This window comes from Limnobaculum xujianqingii, assembly GCF_013394855.1.
Classification (GTDB): domain Bacteria; phylum Pseudomonadota; class Gammaproteobacteria; order Enterobacterales; family Enterobacteriaceae; genus Limnobaculum; species Limnobaculum xujianqingii.
In genome coordinates this window covers 243,360-260,112 of record NZ_JABMLK010000002.1, presented here as the reverse complement: position 1 = coordinate 260,112, position 16,753 = coordinate 243,360, and the positions used below count along the sequence as shown (strand labels likewise).

The following is a 16,753-nucleotide window of genomic DNA, read 5'->3' as shown; positions in this document are numbered from 1 at the left end:
GAGAGGGTTTATATCAGACAATGGATTAAAAATATTATAACCGTTTAATAGTTAATTGGTTTTCACCTATCGTCAATTCCAAACGCTTATTAGTATGATGCTGAGCAATACATAACTCGCCAAACAAGTCGACATGATATCCAAGCCCTTCAACCAGACTCATCAGTTCGTTTCTTTTAGCGATCATACCTTGCATATAATCCCCCCATACTTCAAACAAAATAGGAGGATAGCCAGATTCTGATAGCCAGTTTTTAGCACCAGAAATAACCTCAAGTTCCAGGCCTTCTACATCTATTTTAATTAAATGAGCCTTTGGCAGGTTGAGACTATCTAAAGTAGCAATACGGACTTTTTCAGAACGGGTTTCCGGGGAAAGAATAAATCGCTGTTCTATTCGAATCTCCGGGTTTAAAGATAGTGCCCCAAGATTATGTGAGCGATGAGGGTCCAACTGAGGAACATCGATTTCACCATTGTAATCACCAACCGCCATATTATTGGCATAGCAATTAGATAAATCGTTAATTAGATAATTAGCACAGAGTTGATAAAACACCTGACGTTGTGGCTCAAAAGAATAAATCTGACCATCAACTTTTTTAACATGACGCCCCATTGGTACTGACCATGCGCCTAAATTCGCGCCAACATCAATCAAAACCGGATTTTGAATTCGTTCAATTAATAGCTGCGCAATATCGAGACAAGCCTGTTCCCATACTTTTCCTTTACGCAGATGAACACTAATCATGTCCGGACCATTGGATAGTAAATAGTTTGACTCACCGACTTTATATAATCCGTGAGTTATTTTCTTTTCCTGGGTCGATTTCTTTTTATTCATGGGACATCCTTGTAAGGTGATGTTGCTAACGTTGGTAAATAGGGCCTATATAATGCCAATAAGCGAGTCTAAGTCAATGCATTACGTGTATTCACACCGCCATCAAGACCATTGATATATTGAAAAACAACTGATTAGAAAAAATATTAAATAAGAAATTTTAATATTATTAAAGAAGTAACTAACACCTTGGATTAATAAGTAAAATTAATAATCACGCGCTGTAATCACGATAAAGAACGTCAGGGAATCAAAATCAGGTCAATCTAATCCGTTACGTCATTTCAGATGAAATCGTGTCAAACATCACTTTGTTGCAACATTACTCGCAGATAGCTGGGATAGCACGATGAAAAGGGCTAAACTACGCCATCATAATATCTGTCTGCTGGAATCCTGTTATACCAGCCGACAGTTATCAACTGGGCTGACCCAACAGATATCGCGGCATGTAAGGGATATAGCTCGGTGATTATGTTGTATAGCGTTTACGGATAATCAAGAAACCCAGTAATTAAGAGGCTTATAATACAGTGGCACAATACGTCTACACGGCAATGTGTTAGATATATTCAACTTTGCTTATCTTCACTCATCATTGAAAAACATAGAATTATCTCAAGCAAGCTTTTACAAATAATGCTTATCAAAGCTCATTTGAGATAATCCTTTGCCCCATTTTTGCCCCATACCTATTTACCAGCATCTACCTTGCCTTCACAAAATCCCCGCTCTCATCAATAGCAAACTAACCACCAATTGACCTATTCCTGTCTGTGCGCTATATTCGCTGTAGGTGCTGAACACACCATACGAGCGGATATCCGCACCCGACAGTTATGCGGTTTTTTTACGTCCATAGATTATGGTCGGGTAGCGAGCAGCACATACAATACCTTTCGGGATGAAAGGGAAAACTGCTGGCCGTCTCGTATCGGTGTTCAAGTACCCGACCACCCATCTGAACAGTGGGATAAATTGAACATATACGAGGACGTAAAAATGAATACTCAAATCTCTCTATCTTCACCAAATGTAATAATCCATGATGGCAAAGCCGTTACCTCCTCGCAGTCTGTTGCTGATTATTTCGTTAAGCGTCATGACAATATTATTCAGAAGATTAAATCACTGGATTGCTCACCAGAATTCAACGCCCTTAATTTTAAGGAGGTTGATTATATCGATGCAAAAGGTGAAAAACGTCCAGCCTACGAAATGACCAAAGACGGCTTCATATTTCTGGTCATGGGATTCATAGGCAAAAAAGCAGCTCAGTTCAAAGAAGCTTACATTAGTGAGTTTAACCGCATGGAAGCCGAATTAAGCGGTAATAAGCCAACTCAGCAACAAACTCATACTTTAACCCTGACCGATGAAGAATTATGTTCGCTCTGCTGGCTCTGGAAAGCATCAATCACCATGAGCGAATTTGCCAAAGAAATATACCCGGCATTAAGAGCTATAGATTCACGCTATGCCGGACGTTGCTACGATATAAGTGCTGAGTTCGGTTATACGCAAAAACAAACCAGAGAGATACTGGAGCGCGAATCCCGCCATATTCAGGATACACCGAGCCTGTCGCGAAACTGGCGAACGGTTCTACCACAGTTAAGAGCTTAACCACCCACCCCGCTATGCACACGCGCGGCGGGACTATTTCAGTACTTTTAGCAGCTCAACAACCGCCGTTAACATCATTGGCGTAATGTAGTACGCCGACAGGGCAATGACCGCGTAAATGATTCTTTTTAACGGCTTGCTTCTTTCAAGGAGGCGTAAAGCTTTCACAATCCAATCTCCTGTAGTAAAATTCATCTATGTTCCTCGTTAGTTCCGTAACGCTGGAAAGTAAAAAACCCCGTACCACTGCTAATGGTTCGGGGTTTTTGCTTAACTGGGTGAGCTAGATTGTTGTGTTAGTGGATTACTCCGGCTTCTCCGGCCACTCAATATCTGCGTCGGTGCTGTCGTACGCTATAGGATATCCAGCAAACTCAGCTTTTGATTTTATCCTGAAGCTTTTCAATTTGTGCTTGTTGGCTTTTAACGAGCATGTGAAGTTCTTTAACCGCTTCGATTGTCAGAGCTGATACACCAGAGTAGTCAACTGTACAATTTGTAACTTCTGTTGTTTCCCCTGTTGAATAACCAGACTCATCAAGTGTCTGAACAGTTCGCGTAATCTCACCAACCGCTTCAGGAAGCACATCTTTTAACTCCTGCGCTATAACGCCTGCAGATTCCTCGCCGGTATCTTTTAGTATGTAAGTGTAGCCACTTATTTTCTCAATCTTATCCAGCGCACCATTAATAACCTCTATGTTAGATTTGTGGTTTCTGTCCGAAGTCTGGGTAAGACTGACGCAAGTAATATTACCTGGAGCAACAAACTGCCCTGTTTGGATGAATTGAAAGTACTTTGCGCTATATTGCATATTAGTGGCTATATTAATATTTCCGTACTGCTCCTGATAAATACGGGCTAGCACTACATTTTGCCCGGCTCCTGCCATAAAGTTGATGATAGAAGGCCACCCTGCGGCAATTGTAGACCTCAAATCAAGGTTGCCACTCTCAAGTGCAATATCTCCCGCTATCACACCACCAGACTTACCACCGACAGTATTCAGTCTGGGATTATCACCAGCAGCAACCATCCCGGATGTAATCCCTGTATTTCTTGTTGCTGAATTGCCCAGGCCTAAATTAGAACGGGCTTCAGGAGCGTCTTCTGAGGCAATAATTGTTCGTCCGAATGGAGTAAATTCCGCTGTAACAGCATCTATCATATCAACAATATTGTTCCATGATGGGCCACTGAACGTTGAACCATCTGGAAGGGTTACAGTAATATTACCAGGGGCACTATAAACGCTTTGCCAGTTTTGCTTATCGAGGTTTAACCCTCTCAATGCCCTTGCCGCCTCAGCACCCAGTTGAGCTGTAATACTATTTAATGTATCACGGGGGACATTTGTCCAGGCGCTTCCGCTTTGTGTTGGGCCATCGTATTTAAGTGTGGTAGTCAGTGCTGTATCGCTCTCAATACTTTTCACTGGCAACGTATACGTAACGCCACCAACTACGGCAACGATCATGTCACCAGCGGCGCTATCAGTTAGGAAGGCCGTCCCGCTTCCCGTTATTTGGTCTGATCCATTGGTTAATGTAATAGTTCCTGCGCTCATGTTTTAGCCTTATTCAATAAATAAAAAACCCGCATATAGCGGGCTTATCCGGTGTGCCGTAAAACCCTGTCCTTCAGGGCGGGGAGGATGTCAATGGTTTGTTAATCGATTAGAAGTAATTCGTTCCGTCAAGAACAGGGAAGCTAATTGGTGTAACAAGCGATTGATTCATGTTGGTATCGGTCACAGCATTCATATACCGGCCTGCACCACCGGTGATGGCATTGCCTGACATTTTAACACCACACTCACTCCATCCCGCCTGCCCGCCTGATGTCCAGACTTTCATCGCGCCGACACCGCCTACCGGGACCATAGGCATAGCAACGGGACAATAAACCCATGTACCCGGATTGGTGTTTAACGATACCGTTCCGGCTAAAAGCATCGGCGCATATTTAGATGAGAAAGTACAGACGCCATTGGCATTCCAGATAGCCAGTCCGTATTCGGGAAGTTCAAGATTAAAATCAGAAGAGAAAATGGCAATGTTGGCATTAACCGTTGCCGACTGAATGTTTCCAGCGCCTACGACCTGATAACAGCTGATTGTTTTTGTTGAGTCATCAAACATCAGGGTGGCATCAGGTGAGCTCCAGTTAACAAACACAACGGCATTTTGTCGCCCCGGAACATCCAGAGGAATACTCCAGGAACCATTAATCGTGACATTCCCACTCCAGACACAGCACCCTGCTTTAGAAGTGTCAGAGATTTCCAAATAGTTAGTGGCATCCGATAAAGCAATTCCATAACTTTCTGTTATGTCACTGGCCCCTAAAATTTCAAACACGGCAAAGCTTGGTTCAATGAATATATAATACTCATTGATATGAAGAGTAATGACGTTATCATTGATAGCGATCCTGTCAACGATAATGGCGCTGGTAGCGGCACCTGTACCACCTTTGACCATGGTTCCCATATTTACTGGAACAATATATAACGTAGAGCCCGGTGTTTTATTGGGAACTGTTACGGTGATGTAATTATTACTATCCGTTACTGTTTTGTAATATCCGAGATAACTCATTGCTCGTGAACCTGATGTAATCTCGATCTCTTTGCCTGTCACATTTGGCAGGATTGATAATCCATACTCATTCATCGTAATTTACCCAATTTAACTCTGCGCAGTCCACCCGCATCATAAGTAGCAATGCCAGTATTGTCGGTGACTGTCCTTCCTTGTCCGGCAGTAGAGCCATTGATTTCCATAGAACCGGTCCTAAAGCCTATCCGTATCCCGGTAACCCCCTGAACATAATTATTTGACTGGATATAGTCAGCAATCTTCGCCGACCCAATTGCCGCATCCTGAATTTTTGCAGACGTAATCGAGGCATCCTGAATGAACGCACTGTTCATAAAGACCTGACCGTTATAGACAAAGAAAGCAGCCTGATAATTACCGGGGGTATTACCAGAGTAAATCCCAAACTGATCAGCTGCAAAGACAGTTGTCGATTGATAACCACCTGAACCATCGGGTTCAATACCCATCGAAAGTCCGGTATTGTACTTCACGCCATTACGGGTGATCCCCATATTAAGGGTATAGAAAGCGCTGGCTGTCCCTTCTGAATTCACCTCAGCCGTTAACTTTTGATTTACTGCCGCAGTGACATCACTAACCTGAGCCTGTACCTGAGTCTGAAACTCCGCAAAGGCGCCTTCTACATCAGCAATTGTCGTGGTGATATGAATAACATCGGCTCTGACTTCACCGTATTGTTTCCACTGATGGTCAACTGCGGCATCCGCTGCCAGCGCATTATGAATAATGGCTTCCAGATTATTATCCACGCCATCCTGCAGTCGTCTGAATGCCCCGCTATCCCTGACCGCTTCATCGATATAATCAATTAACTGTCCGGTATCCGTCAGACACAGCGCCGCTACCTCAGTAAAGGCAGATGCCCCAAACGCGTTAATAGAACGCACATACCAGTAATAGGTATGGTCGTTTTTAAGTTCATGTGATGACCAGTGACTACCAACCCCCATTCGGCTGGCGTGAGTCTCCACAGTATAGGTTGACGTATCCGATAACGGGGTTTCACCTGATGTCCAGAAATCAAACTGGGTGGAGACGTTGGTCAACTGCGACAGCACGGGGAACAACGTAATAGCAAAATACCCCTGCTCCACCCGGATTGAGGAAGGTGCATCCGGCGCATCAATAACAAATTCCAGCCAGGCTTCCGGCGATCGCGCACCCATAAAGTTAACGGCAGTCACATGGGCCGTATAAGTACCGCGCAGCAGCCCGCTAAGCCGGGTCAATGAACCGGGTACCTGAACCGATAGCACGACAGCACCATTCTGACGCAAAATCACCTGGTTATAGGCCACGGTACCAATATTGTTCCAGGTTGACATCCTCCTCGCCCTTTAGGGCGGGGAGGATGTCAAGGTGTTCCGGCAAACATCATTTCGTCTGCACTACAAATGATGAGTTTAAATACCCCTGTAGCATCTAATAAAAGAGATATTGCTACCGTTGTAAAGGCCCAACCCACATCGCAAAAAAACGTATACACCGCAGCGATTGTGCCAGGTAAACCCGCAATGCAGATTAATATGACGAACCAGCTGGTATCTGCTCCTTCCAAAATAGCCGAAACTGGCCCAACATTTACCACACCAGTATCAGCCGCAGAAAAAGTAGAGACTCATCATGCTATTGTTGCATTCCCTGATGGTTCCGGACATGCACCCGTCTATGTATCAGTATCCCCAATATTAACAGAGGCTGAACGAGAAGCTCAGGCAGAAAAAGCCCGAAAAGAAAAAGAGGCCTGGGAAAAAGCTTATCCAATCGAGGCACTGGAACTCAGAATTGCAACCGCTGAACTTGATGTAAATAAGAAGCAATTACTGCTAAGTCAGGCTAAAAGTACACCATTTGGATTATTAATAACTGATGTAACAAATAATCCAATGACGTTTGTTCGCCCTGAACGCCGTATTGTATATGGTGCATTTGACTATCCAATGTCACCCAAAACTATCCGAATTAATATACCCGGAAATGTTGTCTATTATATAAGAAAAAGCTGGGAAACCACACATCCATTACCACCAGTAACAACAAGTATTGAGATACAACAACGTAAATATTATCTTGAAGACTTATATTATCTCAGTGATCAGTTAATTTTGGCTCAAACAGCCATTAATAATGCTAAAGCCGCACTAAATAATGCTGAAAATCTGTTGAAAAACGAGCGAGATAAACTGGCCTTTGAACACGCTAAAATTCAGGCAGAAAAGGATCGTATCGCTGCGGAAGCACAAGCCGAAAGAGATCGGATTGCGGCTGAGATACAGGCAGAAAAAGACAGGATCGAAGCTGAGAAAAGAGCGGAGGAAGAAAGATTAAAGAAGGTAGCCATTCAATCCAGACAACAAGAAATTTCTGATTTATTAACCAACGAAAATGTTATTCCTTTCAAAGGCAGCACTACCGATAAAATATTCCAGTTATCCGTTTTAGGCTCTGGTGAATGTGAACTGTCGGAAGACGTTGAAACTGTATTGCATAGCGTTTCATCTCTTATCAATAATTTTGAAGTTCCCCTTGATGATTCAGGTTTTGAATTACTCTCAATAACATCACCTAATCACAAAGATTTAGCCCTGGCAATACCCGTTGGCTTGGATGATGTTTACGAGATAGAACCTAACAATTTTGTAGCCAATATCTCACTACGTGGTGAAATGGTGCTAAATGGTGACGAAATAAATTTAATTCTCTATCAGGCAACTGAAGGTGGGGTACCATCACTGGTTCCGGTTTTATTCCCTCAGTTTGATAAGCACTCTGAGTTATATAGTGTAAGCTTACCAGGAACATTTGAAACTATTTTAATAACACCAATAAATCCACCTAAAACAAATATTCCACCGTTAGGCATTCCTATTCCTGAAATTAAGCTACCAACACATACTGGTACAACAGCACAGTTATTCGATTTCCCTCAGGTATTTATATCACCAGTGCCGGAAGATATTCACTTTAGTGATTTTGTTTTAATTTTCCCTGCTGATAGTGGACTTGAAGCTATTTATATCATGCTTAGCAGTCCCCGATATAAACCAGGCGAAGTTTCAGGGAATGGTGCTGTTGTCGGAGATGGGTGGTTGAATAGCGCAGCCCAAGAGGGTGCCCCAATTCCAGTTCAAATTGCGAATAGGATGAGGGGGCGTAAATTTTCAAACTTCGATCAATTCAGAAAAGCATTGTGGGAAGAAGTTGGAAAAGAACCTGAACTAATGGCACAGTTTAACCCGAATAACCAAAGTTACTTAAGGAAAGGACACTCGCCTTTTACTAAAAATTCAGAGAGTGTTGGTGGTAGAAAACGGTTTGAACTCCACCATATACAACAAATTAGTAAAGGTGGACTTGTTTATCATATTGATAATATTATTATCACAACACCTAAACGTCACATTGAAATACATAAAGAAGGTAAATAAAATGGATAAAAAAACTATTTCTGATTATACCGAAAGTGAATTCTTAGATTTTGTCCGTAAAATATGTGATGCTGATTATGAATCAGAATCTGAACAAACAAAAGCTGTCATAGAATTTGAACAATTGTCAGAGCATCCAGATAAAAGTGATCTTATATTTTATCCAAATGATGGTAGAGAGGACAGTCCAGAAGGTATTGTTAAAGAAGTAAAAGAATGGCGAGCAGCCAACAATAAGCCAGGATTTAAAAAGGCCTAAAATCGAATAGGTGCTATATCATATTTTCCTTAATAAATACCACTGTTAACAGCAGTGGTATTAACTTTTATTTCTGCATATATATGCTGGTCGCACTGGTACATTTGCATGATGCGGATAAAGTCATTAATGAAAATGATGAGTCTCGGCGGTCATCCCTACGTTATCCGCAAACCCACATTCAGCTGTGCATTATCCACATGGTGCGTAACAGCCTGAAGTATGTGTCGTGGAAAGACTATAAAGCGGTCACCAGCGGGTTGAAAATGGTGTACCAGGCTCCGACAGAGGAAGCGGCTCTGATGGCGTTGGAGAAGTTCGCAGGCGTCTGGGATGAGAAATACCCGCAAATCAGCAAAAGCTGGCGAACTCACTGAGAAAATCTCAACACGTTCTTCGGTTATCTCGCGGATATCCGCAAGGCCATCTATACGACCAATGCTATCGAATCGCTGAACAGCGTGATCCTGCAGGCGATTAAGAAGCGTAAAGTATTCCCGACAGACGATTCAGTGCGAAAAGTGATTTATCTGGCAATCCAGGCGGCGTCGAAAAAATGGAATATGCCGATCCAGAACTGGCGGTTGGCAATGAGTCGTTTTATTATCGAGTTCGGTGACCGCTTAGACGATCACTTTTAATAGGTTGGCAGTTACACAGAATTATGGACAGACTCGAATATAATGAAACTAAAAAATTCTATTACAGATTACACAGAATATGAATTCATTGAATGTATGAAGGAAATTTTTAAAGAAAATGCAGCACCAACAGACGAAAAGTTAGATATATTATTGGAACATTTTGAACGTATTACGGCTCATCCCGAAGGAGCCGATTTAATTTACTATGCCCCATCAGATGCTGATAGTACTCCGGAAGCAATCACTAAAATAATTAAACAATGGCGCTCTTCGCAAGGGTTACCCAACTTCAAAGACTCTAACTAATTTTTCTGTAGCCGTCATTAATTTGGCGGCTAATCTTCCTGATTAGTTAATATCTTACTAAAGCTTATAGATTTCATTGAATAACACTAATATGTAAATTCATTCCATAAAATATTTACTTCAATATTGTAAACATCGATACCCAATTCAAAAAGATGATGATAAATGTTATGTAAAACAGTCTCATCATCTTTTCTATAGTTATTAAATGTTTTTATCTTTATAAAAAGATGGTGATCTTTTTCCTGAAAGATTAAATGTTTTATATTGTTATTGACATGTTTTTTATCTAATAAAATGATGGCTTCAACTTCTCTCATCTTTTCTCCAAAAAAATGTGGTTCCTGACAGAACCACATTAAATATTAAATGATGTTATTTCTTTTCACATGAAAGGTGATGTCTTTCACTGCCAATGCTTTCCATAATGTTATGCATTGCCGTTTCACAACTTTCTTTACTATCAAATTCAATATGGTCTACAGTGATTTATTTACTACCCATAAGAACCATAATTAAAATGAATGTATTCATGATTTTTCTCTTATTATTTAGGTAATAAACAATTAGAATTGTCGTCTCAGATGCATATAACAACTTCCAACATCTTGTGTTTCACGCATGATTTTGTTCTTTTCTTTTTCTGAAGAGGCGGCGGCTATAGCCTGATTAATGTTTGCTTCATCTTTTTCCATTTGTTCATCAATGAGCTCTTTAGCTACGCCAGCACCGACTTTATTAGCGCTGTTGACATCATTGTAAAAAGCCTTATCAAATGTACAGACACTGTTTTTTTCAATCACTTTTGAACCATAAGGAGCGTTCAGGTTTTTCTGTGTTTTAATCGTCCATACGCTTGCACTGGCTGAGAATGATATGGCTGAAATAGCAATGATTAAGACTGTTGAGATTTTCATTTTTACCTCGTGATTTAATGAACGGAATTGTTTGATGATTCTTTTTGAGAATAATGCTTTAACATGAAAAAGATGATTGATGTCGCCAAAACAAAGAAGTGATAATTAAGATTGTTATACTCATTAATTATTCTATTATTGATGGCTTCAATAAAGAGTATAAAAAATATGTTGAATGTATTTATTGAGATAGTAGCCAAGATAATTCTTTTATATTGACTCAGTGAATAAATTAAAACGATAGCTAATGACAAGAATGAAAGATTATATCCTCCTGTTAATTTCTTATTAAATACTTCATATAGTGATAAAATTGCCAATAACAGGCTAATGATAATTACTGTCATTTTTATTATCTTCATCACTTTATTATATCTTTCAAAATTAGTCATAATATCAGCTCTCAGCATTTACATTTAATGCTTCTTCATTAGCGATGTTTTTTACACCTTGTGCTCTTTCCTGAATATAATTTATTGCCACACCTGCTAATGTCAGCCCTGTAAACCAAAAGTGATAATCTCTAAAGGTATCTTTTATTTCATTAGAAAAGCTGGAACTCATTGTCATGATAAATGAAAAAGTTAGATTCAGACCTACGGTTATTAAAATGATTTTATACCTTCCATTAACAGATGAGATTAAATTAAATAAAAATGAAGCTAAAGAGATAAATAGACAATCTGTATATTCATTTTTCGATGAAATATTTAGCAGATATATAATTGAAATAACTGACAAAGCTAACCCTATAATGGATAAGCTCAAAATAATCTGATTTTCTACTTTTTTAACGTTCATATTAAGTTCCTTTAATTATTTCTCATCAACAATCCGGACATTGATATAGATTTTATCTTCACCAATAAATCTTGCCTTTTTAGTGGTCTCCCATGTGTAATAAAGAATATATTCATGTTTTGCATTTTCTCTCGGAAGTGCCTTCATTTGACATTGCACTGCATTTGAGGGAACACCATTCAGTTTTCCTTTATTGAATTTATCTACGCGGTTAAATCCAAAAGGAATTCCTATACCGACCAGATATGATTTTCTGTATTCGCCTTGTTTTTCATGATGTTCAATAATGTTTTTGGCGGCTTCTTTACAAGACAAAAACTCATCTTTTTTCTTGTTGTCAGCAACAATAACAGTGCCAATATCGTGATATTGGATTTGGTCACCTTTAATTCGATAAAACAAATGATAAGCAATCTTGTGATAGTCAATTTCAAACATTTGCACACACGCTAATTTATCTGCGAATTCTCCCCCATACATTTTGTCCTGATTAACCCTGTCAGATATCTTTTGAGGAAAAGGGATCATTAATAGATTAGGAAGAAAGTTAAACTGTTTTCCCAATGTTGGCTTACCAGTGAGTTGCTTTACTTTTGAGTCTGTAATTTGTCCTAACTGCGAAATCTTTTCTCTTACTGCCTTATATTGCTTATGGTTATCATGACATCTCGTATTACCATAGGCTTTATCGTAATCAGGTATGGTTGCAGCGCTATAAAATGATGCTGTCATTCCAACAATAGCGATAAGTGTTTTTAGCCAAGAACTGACCATAATTATTCCTCATATTCACTAAAGTTTTTCATGACAAAATCATTAGAATGAAAGTAGAAAAAGATGATTTTAAATTCGTTATGAATATCTGAATTTTGTGGTTTAGGAAGTTTTGCAGTGGTAATGGCTTTAAATGCAGCACTACAGAGTGTGCCATCACCGTTGAACATTCTGAGGCTTTTACCTTCATAATGAAGTTTGCCATCTTCATCAAAGTGAAGACGAATTTCACACTGCTTACCTTTATATTCCTCTGACTTAGCAAAATTACGCATAACCGAATCATGGATTGCAGTACGGTATGTAGTCATTTCTTCATAAGAGGCTTTGGGCTTTGTTTCTTCGGGTTGTTGTGGCTCTGTAGGCATGTTTTGCTCAAATCCTTCAATACTTTCTACAGAGAATGGTTCTGGTTCTCCGTAGGAATACGAGCAATAAAGTAGTGGTATCAGTAGCAATATCCTTTTCATGATAAAAATCCTGATGGCACAAGTATTGATAATATGGCTAAAACTAATCCTGTAATGGCTAATCCTTTCATTTATCTCCATTTCCTATCTATTTCTGATGATATGTAGTGACTTAACCAGATTTTCTTCTGCACTTAATCAAAAAGCCAACCCATTTATATCGAATATTAAATTTAAAATAAATTTATATATTGTAAAATAATTAATTATCGATCAAATTGATCGTTATCATTGATCAATGTAGTCATTTGTTTCAAGTTAAGTCTTTTAAATTGATGGTTATTCTTAGTGAAAGGTTTATTTTTTATTTTAAATCAATGTGATAAGGTATTTTTTTAGAATATGAGAGAAAGAAAAAAAAGAGCTGGGAGGATTTACGGAGAGCAAACATGGCAGTCTATTGCCAGTAAGAGTGGTTTGATATTTAACCTATTGTTTATCGAACTATAACGCAGTTAGAAGAGATTAGATTGATTAGGTATAGAGTAAGGTAGGGTAGTGATAAAAACAGCTTAAAATCTCTTACAGAGCTAAAAAAAATCATTATATCTATTTAAAAAAAATCCTGACTTGAGGTCAGGACTATATTATTTATTTTGTTTCAACAATACAATTTGATGAAGTTTTCATAATACACTTATAAGAGCTTTTCATCACATCATGCATTTCGTGTTCAAATTCTTTAGCAATGATGAAACTATCATGAATAGGAATAATAGGTATATTCTTATCAGTAAAATGCTGAATTATTAGTTCAGCAATATCACTATCATGACACTGAAGTAAAGATCCAAGACCAGTATGAAAGCATTTTGCTATATTAGGATTGACCTTTTTCAATGCATTAATAACAGTACGAATACACAAGTCATCAGGTAATAGATCAAACTCACCTTCAATCTTAGCTTCATTAAATTCTTTATCTAAAGCTCCACGGGATTTATGATAATTTGAAGCATTAATAAGTATCAACAATCCGAATTTAGCAAGACGTCTTAATTGCTTTCTGACCTCAGGAGTATCGGATAATCCAAATAAGATAGGAGAAATAGCATAAGGATCGAAATCATCAGCCAAATCAATACCCGAAGCAGTATAAATTAATCTTGGGTGTAAAGATTTAAAATCTACTTCAACAGTTTCTTGTCCATTAATTAATATGTTTCTACGCAATGATGATTTCATACATTGGACGAGACCATTATGTTCATAATATCTACCGCCCTTTTCAAAGTTAGTATTGTAAATTCGATGAAATTGAATACAGAAATCAGAATTAGTAGATATTTCATTGACAGAAGTATTAAGTAATAATTTATTGTAATTATTAATAAGATTTATCTTATGTCTGATTAGTTTACAACGTTTATAATTAACAGTATTCTTTTCCTTATCTCTTAGTATTATACAATTATTCAAAGGTAATAGATTTACATTTTTCAGATAAGGGGTTAATAATTCTATTAAGGGTTCAAGTAGAGTTATATAACTATAACAGATTTTAGTATAAGATCGTTGCCCTCGCTTTATAGAAATATAGTTTAAATCCTCTAACATTTCCCAGAATAATAAAGAATATTTATAACATCCTTTAAACTTAATTTCATGTCCATTAACGATGGTTGTTATATATTTATTTCGATTCATAGGAAGTACACCAGTAGTGTAATTGTTATGAATAGAATATAAAGCGTTTGTTAGTAAAGAGTTTATAGAATAAAGAAGTAACTCATCATCAAATTTACGCTTTTGTAGAGTAGAATAATGAGTATTAAATTTATCTATAAAGTGATTTGTTAATGGATTTAAGTATTTTGTTATTTCATGTATTAATGTGTATCTCATATTTATGGTTATTACCTCTGTAAGAGGTAGTGTTGGTAATTATTATATACACTTGCCTATCCATTATAATACAAAATAATATGTAACTAATGTCTAAAATATAGATATAATGCACCTTGCCACCTCGTTTATATTTTAATTTATTTATTTCACTCCAATTATTATTTTTTGGAGTGTATTTTTTTATTACTTTCATTTTTTCTCTTTTATGCTGAAGTCAACCTTATGTCTCAGGTTGAATGATAAACAATGATTTTTTTGCTAAAATTCTATTGTTATTTATTAATAATATTTTCCATCCATGTAATAATCTCACTGAGAAGCCAAACTGAACTTTTTGTACCTGACTTATATTGCTTAGGAAATGTTCCTGCTTGAATCCTTGCGTAGATAGTGCTTTTTGCCATTCCGGTCATTTCTATGACATCTTTTAATTTAAGAAATTTCATTTTTTTACTCGATATATAGTCCTTTGATTTAGTTATATGCACTTCATAGATGAAAGCTTAGTATTAACATATAGTTAATCGAATAACCTTGTTGCTTTTTCTATATGTGAAGTTTCACAGAACAATACCTATGCTTGGTTCTCTAAGCTGCAAGTGAAGATATTCTGTGCATTGATGGGGTTAATCGGATGAAAGATGGGAGAAAAGTAGGGATACTACATTTTATCTTTAGTTCATTACTCTTTATTTTAAACACTAAACATCAAATTGATAAATTATATTATCAAACATATGTGTAATATTATCATATATAATTTTATTATTGTCAATATCACTCAATGATAATATAAACCCAATAAAATCATATCAATATATTTCATTGGGTTTATTAAAAATGAATTTATTTTATAGATTGATATGAACCATCATTTATTTGAGCATATTCATCTGGTGAGGCTGGAGTAATGATAATATAGTCAAGGTAATCTGCCCACCACTGAAGAATATTTCTTCTTTGTTTTAAAAACTGAGCTTTATGGGAATAAAATGAGTTTACTAAAAAGTATCGTTGAGCTATATAGATTATTAGGTAAACCAACCTTTAATGAAGAAAGTTATAGTTTTGAAATTGAAACTACATATACCAATAAAATCCATGAAATTCTATGCGCGATTAAAGTTCACGATCCTGACAGTACTGATTGGGGATACTTTTCAGAAATCGTTATAGATGATGAACAATACGATGATCATGATGTAATTCCAACATCAGGGAATAAAATTTTTCTTTCTATTCATATATCTACAGGAACATCATCATCGTTCTTTATTAACATAAAAGATTTTATTAAAAAAACACCACACCTTAATACAGGAAAACTTTCAAATGAATATTATTTAATTGAAGAGGATTATTATCCTGATGATGAAAACAAACCAAAAGAAGTAGAAAAATTAGAAAAGATCTGCACGTTCATTAACTCATTAACTCATTAACTCATTAACTCATTAACAAGTATATCTAATTATAATCACTCAGGCGGTGATAATTGGCAGAACAATCTTATTTTCCTAAAAAGTGCGAGTTCAAATACTCACCCATTAATTATTAATACTCAAATAAGCGAGGAAACTTTATTAATAAGCAATGCCAACTTTGATATATTAACATTACTATCTGAAAACCAAAAACTAAAAGATATTCACTATTATGACAGAAAAGGTATTTTCGTTAATACTCTATTTGATTTTTTATCAAATATAGAATACGAAAAAATATTCTTTACCCTATTAAATAAATGGGATGATTTTATAAAGTTATATCAAAATAATCTAAATACATATCTTAGTGGATTTTCATTTCATAAAGTCAGAAAAGAAATTGCAGAAACTGAAATAGCACTGGCAGAAAAGTCATCAAAAATAATGACTGATATGATAACTAAACTACTTGGAATTCCAATTTCTCTTGTTGCATCCCTTGGAATAATTAAAGTGGACTCTATTATGGAAATAATTATATTATTTGGAGGAATTATATTAACATCTATTTTTATATTTTTAGTAGTTAGAAATCAATATAAGCAATTCAAAATAATATGTAATGCGAAAGACATAACATTCGACCCCATTTTGATTAAAAGTAATACCTACCCAGAGGATTTAAAAAAGATCATTAACAGTACAAATGAAAATCTCAATACAAATCAAGAAACACTATCAAAATACTTAATATTTTTTCAGATATTATCATGGATTCCAA

Annotated in this window: 17 protein-coding genes and 1 pseudogene; 6 read left to right on the top strand and 12 right to left on the bottom strand. The window is 36.9% G+C overall.

The genetic code is table 11. The annotated features are described in order from the left end of the window. Positions 1-34: 34 nt before the first annotated feature. Positions 35-847 (bottom strand): FkbM family methyltransferase, encoded by an 813-nt coding sequence (locus tag GOL65_RS15005; RefSeq protein WP_140919487.1) that lies wholly within the window; start codon positions 845-847, stop codon positions 35-37. A 1,002-nt stretch (positions 848-1,849) separates the two neighbouring features. Between GOL65_RS15005 and GOL65_RS22615 the strand changes: the two genes are divergently transcribed. Continuing rightward, positions 1,850-2,473: a Rha family transcriptional regulator gene (locus tag GOL65_RS22615; RefSeq protein ID WP_140919486.1), complete on the top strand. Its 624-nt coding sequence runs from the start codon at positions 1,850-1,852 to the stop codon at positions 2,471-2,473. 33 nt (positions 2,474-2,506) lie between these two features. Here the strand turns inward: GOL65_RS22615 and GOL65_RS14995 are convergent, their stop codons facing one another. From GOL65_RS14995 to GOL65_RS14980, 4 genes are all read right to left on the bottom strand, one after another. After that, a complete protein-coding gene (locus GOL65_RS14995) occupies positions 2,507-2,668 on the bottom strand; it encodes a hypothetical protein (RefSeq protein WP_179038443.1) in 162 nt (53 codons plus the stop codon). 179 nt (positions 2,669-2,847) lie between these two features. After that, the gene (locus tag GOL65_RS14990; RefSeq protein ID WP_140919485.1) at positions 2,848-4,041 is read right to left on the bottom strand and encodes a tail fiber domain-containing protein; all 1,194 of its coding nucleotides are present in this window, start codon (positions 4,039-4,041) and stop codon (positions 2,848-2,850) included. Between the two features lie 109 nt (positions 4,042-4,150). Further along, positions 4,151-5,149 (bottom strand): DUF6453 family protein, encoded by a 999-nt coding sequence (locus GOL65_RS14985; RefSeq protein ID WP_219993946.1) that lies wholly within the window; start codon positions 5,147-5,149, stop codon positions 4,151-4,153. Beyond that, positions 5,146-6,423, bottom strand: a complete 1,278-nt coding sequence (locus GOL65_RS14980; protein WP_140919483.1) for a phage tail tip fiber protein — start codon at positions 6,421-6,423, stop codon at positions 5,146-5,148. Before GOL65_RS14980 ends, GOL65_RS14985 begins: the two co-directional genes overlap by 4 nt. A gap of 69 nt (positions 6,424-6,492) precedes the next feature. On the opposite strand from GOL65_RS14980, the gene GOL65_RS14975 reads away from it, so the two are divergent. The 4 genes and pseudogenes from GOL65_RS14975 (at position 6,493) to GOL65_RS14960 (ending at position 9,735) form a co-directional block, all read left to right on the top strand. After that, entirely contained in the window at positions 6,493-8,526 is a 2,034-nt protein-coding gene (locus GOL65_RS14975; RefSeq protein ID WP_140919482.1) for an S-type pyocin domain-containing protein, read from the top strand. Between the two features lies 1 nt (position 8,527). Beyond that, positions 8,528-8,785, top strand: coding sequence for a bacteriocin immunity protein (locus GOL65_RS14970; RefSeq protein ID WP_140919481.1), 258 nt, complete (start codon positions 8,528-8,530; stop codon positions 8,783-8,785). A gap of 164 nt (positions 8,786-8,949) precedes the next feature. Next, positions 8,950-9,426: pseudogene (locus tag GOL65_RS14965) on the top strand (transposase); the annotation flags it as partial. A gap of 42 nt (positions 9,427-9,468) precedes the next feature. After that, positions 9,469-9,735, top strand: a complete 267-nt coding sequence (locus GOL65_RS14960) for a bacteriocin immunity protein (RefSeq protein ID WP_140919480.1) — start codon at positions 9,469-9,471, stop codon at positions 9,733-9,735. Positions 9,736-9,821: 86 nt separating this feature from the next. On the opposite strand, the gene GOL65_RS14955 is transcribed toward GOL65_RS14960, so the two are convergent. The 7 genes from GOL65_RS14955 to GOL65_RS14925 all read right to left on the bottom strand — a co-directional run bounded on the left by GOL65_RS14955 (position 9,822) and on the right by GOL65_RS14925 (position 14,991). Further along, positions 9,822-10,055: a hypothetical protein gene (locus GOL65_RS14955; protein WP_140919479.1), complete on the bottom strand. Its 234-nt coding sequence runs from the start codon at positions 10,053-10,055 to the stop codon at positions 9,822-9,824. A gap of 246 nt (positions 10,056-10,301) precedes the next feature. Beyond that, complete coding sequence (locus GOL65_RS14950) at positions 10,302-10,652, bottom strand: hypothetical protein (protein WP_140919478.1); 351 nt, start codon at positions 10,650-10,652, stop codon at positions 10,302-10,304. A gap of 396 nt (positions 10,653-11,048) precedes the next feature. Next, on the bottom strand, positions 11,049-11,453 hold the full coding sequence (locus tag GOL65_RS14945) for a hypothetical protein (protein WP_140919477.1): 405 nt from the start codon (positions 11,451-11,453) through the stop codon (positions 11,049-11,051). A 15-nt stretch (positions 11,454-11,468) separates the two neighbouring features. Beyond that, the gene (locus GOL65_RS14940; RefSeq protein ID WP_140919476.1) at positions 11,469-12,227 is read right to left on the bottom strand and encodes a hypothetical protein; all 759 of its coding nucleotides are present in this window, start codon (positions 12,225-12,227) and stop codon (positions 11,469-11,471) included. Between the two features lie 2 nt (positions 12,228-12,229). Next, positions 12,230-12,697: a cell envelope integrity TolA C-terminal domain-containing protein gene (locus GOL65_RS14935; protein WP_179038442.1), complete on the bottom strand. Its 468-nt coding sequence runs from the start codon at positions 12,695-12,697 to the stop codon at positions 12,230-12,232. A gap of 591 nt (positions 12,698-13,288) precedes the next feature. Continuing rightward, positions 13,289-14,344 carry a hypothetical protein gene (locus tag GOL65_RS14930; RefSeq protein ID WP_181377704.1) on the bottom strand — a complete coding sequence of 352 codons (1,056 nt, stop codon included), beginning with the start codon at positions 14,342-14,344 and terminating at the stop codon, positions 13,289-13,291. A 473-nt stretch (positions 14,345-14,817) separates the two neighbouring features. After that, positions 14,818-14,991, bottom strand: coding sequence for a helix-turn-helix transcriptional regulator (locus tag GOL65_RS14925; RefSeq protein ID WP_140919473.1), 174 nt, complete (start codon positions 14,989-14,991; stop codon positions 14,818-14,820). Between the two features lie 546 nt (positions 14,992-15,537). Here GOL65_RS14925 and GOL65_RS14920 point away from each other — a divergent pair. Next, entirely contained in the window at positions 15,538-15,987 is a 450-nt protein-coding gene (locus GOL65_RS14920; protein ID WP_140919472.1) for a hypothetical protein, read from the top strand. Positions 15,988-16,753 lie beyond the last annotated feature (766 nt).